The organism is Endozoicomonas sp. ONNA1, assembly GCF_024606325.1.
Taxonomy (GTDB): domain Bacteria; phylum Pseudomonadota; class Gammaproteobacteria; order Pseudomonadales; family Endozoicomonadaceae; genus Endozoicomonas_A.
The window spans coordinates 1-4,755 of sequence record NZ_JAHHPN010000615.1; the positions used below are offsets into that span (position 1 = coordinate 1).

At 45.6% G+C, this 4,755-nt stretch carries 5 protein-coding genes; all 5 read right to left on the reverse strand.

Annotated features, from left to right (window positions below):
- A partial coding sequence (locus tag KDK19_RS14290; protein ID WP_257292223.1) for a hypothetical protein occupies window positions 1-389 on the reverse strand: 389 nt, incomplete at its 3' end.
- A 147-nt stretch (window positions 390-536) separates the two neighbouring features.
- Complete coding sequence (locus tag KDK19_RS14295) at window positions 537-941, reverse strand: YHS domain-containing (seleno)protein (RefSeq protein WP_306801350.1); 405 nt, start codon at window positions 939-941, stop codon at window positions 537-539.
- 251 nt (window positions 942-1,192) lie between these two features.
- Complete coding sequence (locus KDK19_RS14300) at window positions 1,193-2,137, reverse strand: CNNM domain-containing protein (RefSeq protein WP_257280194.1); 945 nt, start codon at window positions 2,135-2,137, stop codon at window positions 1,193-1,195.
- 266 nt (window positions 2,138-2,403) lie between these two features.
- Entirely contained in the window at window positions 2,404-2,988 is a 585-nt protein-coding gene (locus KDK19_RS14305; protein ID WP_257288403.1) for a cobalamin adenosyltransferase, read from the reverse strand.
- A 91-nt stretch (window positions 2,989-3,079) separates the two neighbouring features.
- The coding region (locus KDK19_RS14310; protein ID WP_257292225.1) for a TonB-dependent receptor at window positions 3,080-4,755 on the reverse strand (1,676 nt) is incomplete at its 5' end.

Here is a 4,755-nt window from a genome sequence, read left to right on the forward strand (position 1 = left end):
AATACCTCAATTCCCAGGGGTGTAGCAAGGTGGAAGAAGACAGCTCCCGCCATGATACCGGAGGCTGCCAGTCCACCCAAACTGTGAATCAGACTCTGGCTGATCTTGCTTTCATGAGTACTCAACTTATTGTTAATAAACAGTATGACAGGCAGGAACAGCAGTAAACTGACGGATAATTCTGCAAGTCCTACGGCAATGGCACCATAACTGCTGAACCATTCACCCACGGAGGCACCAAAAACTCCCTGCATCCATTGACCGATGGTTCCAAAGATATGCTGAGTATCCGGGTGCCCACTGAACTTGTAAGGCAGGGAGAACAGAAAAACCTTGGCTATCCAGAGGACAGTTAACCAGCTAAAAATGTGTATAACGCGCTTTTTCATGAGATCAATTCCATTTCTCAAAGAGCAAGAAATCAGGTCACCGGGTTGAAAGTGATTTAACTCAACGTATCTATGAGGTAGATGAGCAAAGTCACAGAGCACCAGTGAACCGGACTTTACTCAGGGTTTGATAAGAAACCAGTGGGTTTAATTGATCACTTTCGGCCAGTTATCATCAGCTTCAATGATCAGGTTTTTCTTATCCTTGAGCCATTTCTTCTGAACAGACCCATTGTAATTCAGGTAAAGCTTGCCATCTTCGATGGTCCACTGATTGGGATCAGCACTGGCAGTATTACCATGAGCTACAGCCCAGGCGCAATAGCCGCCGTACTGTGGGGCATACTTTTCCGGGTTATCCAAAAACAGCTTTTTATGCTCTTCACTCTTGAAGTACCAGTTAGCACCCTTATAACGAGTAGTAAATTTATCCGAACCTTTTACCGGCTGGCCTTCAGTAAAGTAAGCCACGGGGTCATAGCCGCTGACAGCCTTATCGCTGAAAAGCCCGGTATAGATCTCGTCTTTGGCCATAACCTGCACCGAAAACATCAATGTCAGTGCTACGATTAAACTGCCCCATATGCCTGTAGCTAAAGATAAGCGATTTGCCTTGGTCATGCACTTTTCCTCTCTGAGCCTCGAAAAAAATCATTGTCCTTTTGACTCTATATACGGCAGGCAAATTAAATAGTTTCAGAGCGAGGAAATAAATATTTAATGCATTAAAACTATCAATTGGTTTTCACTTGGCGAGGGTTTCAAGGGATGTGGCAAGGAAGAGGTTGCGGGGTTCTACAGGCTCAGGAAGCCTGTAGAATGGCCTGATAAACTTGCTTGGCAGTGATCATTCGGGTCTGTTCCGGATTCCGTCCGGCAAGAAGTGCGACAGAAGCTCTGGCTTTTCCAAAAGCCTTTACGGCATCCAGCAAAGTACTCTGCTCCTCCAGGAAAACAACCTGCCTGGCCAATTCTCCGACCGTTTTATCGGCACGGCCATTAACCAGACAACTGGTTATATGACGGTAGTGTACGATCCCCACTACCGCACCATCACATACAACCAGATAACGTTTGTAGGAATGTTCGCAGATAAAGGCTTGAATATCCTGCACCTTTGAGTCGGAGGCCAACCAAACCATAGGACCATTCTCCGTAGTCAAGGCTGCCAGAGTCTTCTGGTTCATTTTCAGAGCCAGTTCTGCCATTTTACGCTCTTCACGCTCTATCACACCGGACTTATTAAAGTGACGGATGATGCCTTTCAACTCGTCCCGGCTGGGCTCCTGTGTGTTCTCGAACCTGAACAGCCTGGCCCAGACCAACGTCATCTTGAGCATTGGTCGAAGCAGGAAACAAATAATTCTTACGAAGCGGGCAGAATGATTGAGTACAGGCTCTGCCATCTGAACCGCAAAGAGTTTCGGCAAAATTTTGGCAAATACCAACATGCAGTAGGTCAGAAGAGCAGTAAAGATGGCCAAACCGGTGTCATTAAAATGTTTGGCAGCAATGGCTCCTATCATCGAGCTTCCGGCAATGCTGATTAGCGTGATCAACATGACCATGGAGGATAAGTGGGCCTCCTTGTTCTTGATAACGTATTTAATATCAGCCTTGTTCACCGGTTTTTTTCTGAGAATAGTGGCTAGCCTGAGGTCATCAACGTAAATGATGGCAGATTCAATGATCGAAAGAATAGCAGTAACAGCAACAATCAGGCAGGCAACAGCAACAACAAGAAGCATCCTTGCTCCTCCATCTTTTTATTTGTGGGAATAAACCTTTATCGGTCACCTCAGTGATAAGTTTATATTAAAATTTCACGATGGCAGGTTGATTTCACGACTTGAAAAAACCTGCCTTACTCTGAAAATGAACGTCTGAATGGCCATGAGTGAAAAGACAACTGTGAGCGAAAAAAACAGTGAAAAAAAGGTCCCTTTCTCATCATGGCCTCCTATTTTTATTATTATATTGAGCCTTATTTCTATCCTAAATCGAACTTTCCTGATTACACAACCTTTTTCGCAGACTCTTGCTTTAACTTTGAAGGTGACTTGGACTTATAACTCTTGCTCACATACTCAGGCTCCATGATCCCCAGTCGTCCATTGATCACCACCGTTAATCTGAAAAACAGATTGCAAAGCATGTTGGCAAAGCGATGCAGAACATCTGGAACTTCTATGCCTTCAGCATCCACCAAGACCATAGCTCTGATCGCTTTTTTACTGAGAGAACGACAGGAGTGAAGTAACTGAACGGGTCGTGGTCCGCGGGGCAAGACAAAACCCTTTATTCGCCCGGCGATCTCTTGCTGATAACGATCAAAATACCCCGCAAGCCATTCTATTTGCTCTTCAAATATGGCTTGTTTTCCCCGGATAGAAGCATTGAGATGAAAAATTTTCGGTTGCAGCTCACAGAGAAAATCGTAGATATCCCTGAATCGTTCATCACCTTCAAGCTCATAGATGGCTCCACCCAGTGTCGTACAAAGCTCATCCGTAATAATTTCGTGATCACACAAAGGCGAACGCTCGTAGATAAAGGGGTAGCAGAGCTCGCGGATGTCTTTGGATTTTTTGAGTGTCATATTGACTACCTTGTAGAAAAGCTCTCACTCCGGGATAAGAGAGTGAGAGCTTACTTAACACATGACAGACGTTAGTCGTACGAGAGAAGACTTACAATTCGGGAGTCCAGGTCAGAGTGACAAATGCCCCCAGTGGCTCGCCCCTGTAGCCATTAACCGGCTGATACTCTTTATCGAAAAGATTCACCACTTTCAATCCTGTCTTCACCTCAGAAGTCAGTCTATAGCTCATGCGCAAATCAACTGTTCCGAAACCTGCAACTTCTGTCGTATTGGCCGCATTAGCATAAGACTTGCCTTGCGCACGGAAAGTAGCACCCAGGCCCAATTGATTGAACTGCTTGTCAAAGTCCAGGGTAAAGAGCTCTTTAGCTCTATAAAGTAGAACCTTACCCTTATTCACTCCAGAACGGTTTTCCGGATTAAGGAAAGAAACGCTGGAATTGACATCCCAACCCATAGCGCGGGTCTTGACTGTCAGTTCAATCCCTCTGATGCGAGCCTGATCAATATTAATGGGCGTGTAGGTGCTGTCTGTAGCAATCATATCTTCCATGTTGTTCTGGTAAAGAGAAACTGACCAGTCAGCAACAGCCAGAACACCTTTCAAACCCACTTCTAAGTTCTCAGACTTCTCAGGTTTCAAATTGGGGTTATCATAGCCAGGGTAGTAAAGGTCACCAAATGTTGGAGCTCTGAAGGCAGTGCCATAGGAAGCCGTGAAACTCATCTCATTGGACAGAGCCAAACCGTAGGAAGCACTACCGGTTGTGTTATATCCATACGCCTCATTCTTGTCTCTTCTAAGAGCTACCTGAACGTCCTGGTTACCGAATGAGGAATGGTTTTGAACAAAAACGCCTGCGTTGTATCTTGAATCTTCCAGATAAGCAGTACTGCCATCGTATCTTTCATCAGAATAATCAATGCCTGCTGTCAGCAAATGGTTTTCATGCCAGGCAATATCATTCTTCCAACTGGTTGAAAAACGCTCGCTCTCACTCCAGTAACTGTCTGATGTCGCACCTGTGCTGTAGCTCTCTGTCTTACCTTGCGTGTGTTCTTCTGCATAGCCCAGATTAATGCCTGAACTCCAAATCTCATTAACGGTAAGATTAGCGAAGCTGCTTGCATTCGTTACCCGGAACAAGTTAAAAGGTTGAGTCATACTTGATGGATATGATGGATTATTGTCGTATTCAGATTTTCCTTCGGAGTGTGAAAAAGCTATACCGACCTCCAGGTTGTCGGAAAACAGGTGGGAAATACTGCCAAATGCTGACTTGTTTCGATAAGCATCATCTTCATCACCATTCTCTTTAGGAATCGTGAAGTTGTAACCGCCTGTCTCGTAGATATTCATGCCGAGATTGTAACGGAGACCGTCAGACTTTCCATTCAAGCTAATACCATACTCCCCTGTATTACGACTGCCCCCAGCCGCTTTGATCTTCAGATGAGGCTTCCCTTCTCCTTTGCGAGTGAAAATCTGAATCACCCCGCCCACTGCATCCGCGCCGTAAAGGCTGGAGCGAGGGCCTCGGACAATTTCAATTCTTTCGATATCTTCCGGGTCGAGATATTGGATGGGAGGGACACCCAAATTAACTGAGTTGATCTTCTGTCCATCGACCAGAACCAGTGTTTGAGCGGTATTTGTACCCCTGAGATAAATACTGGATAGGCTGCCTGCACCACCATTTGTTGCAAGCTGCATACCCGGTGTTTTGCTGAGCAACTCCGGCACACTGGTCGCCTGACTCCGCT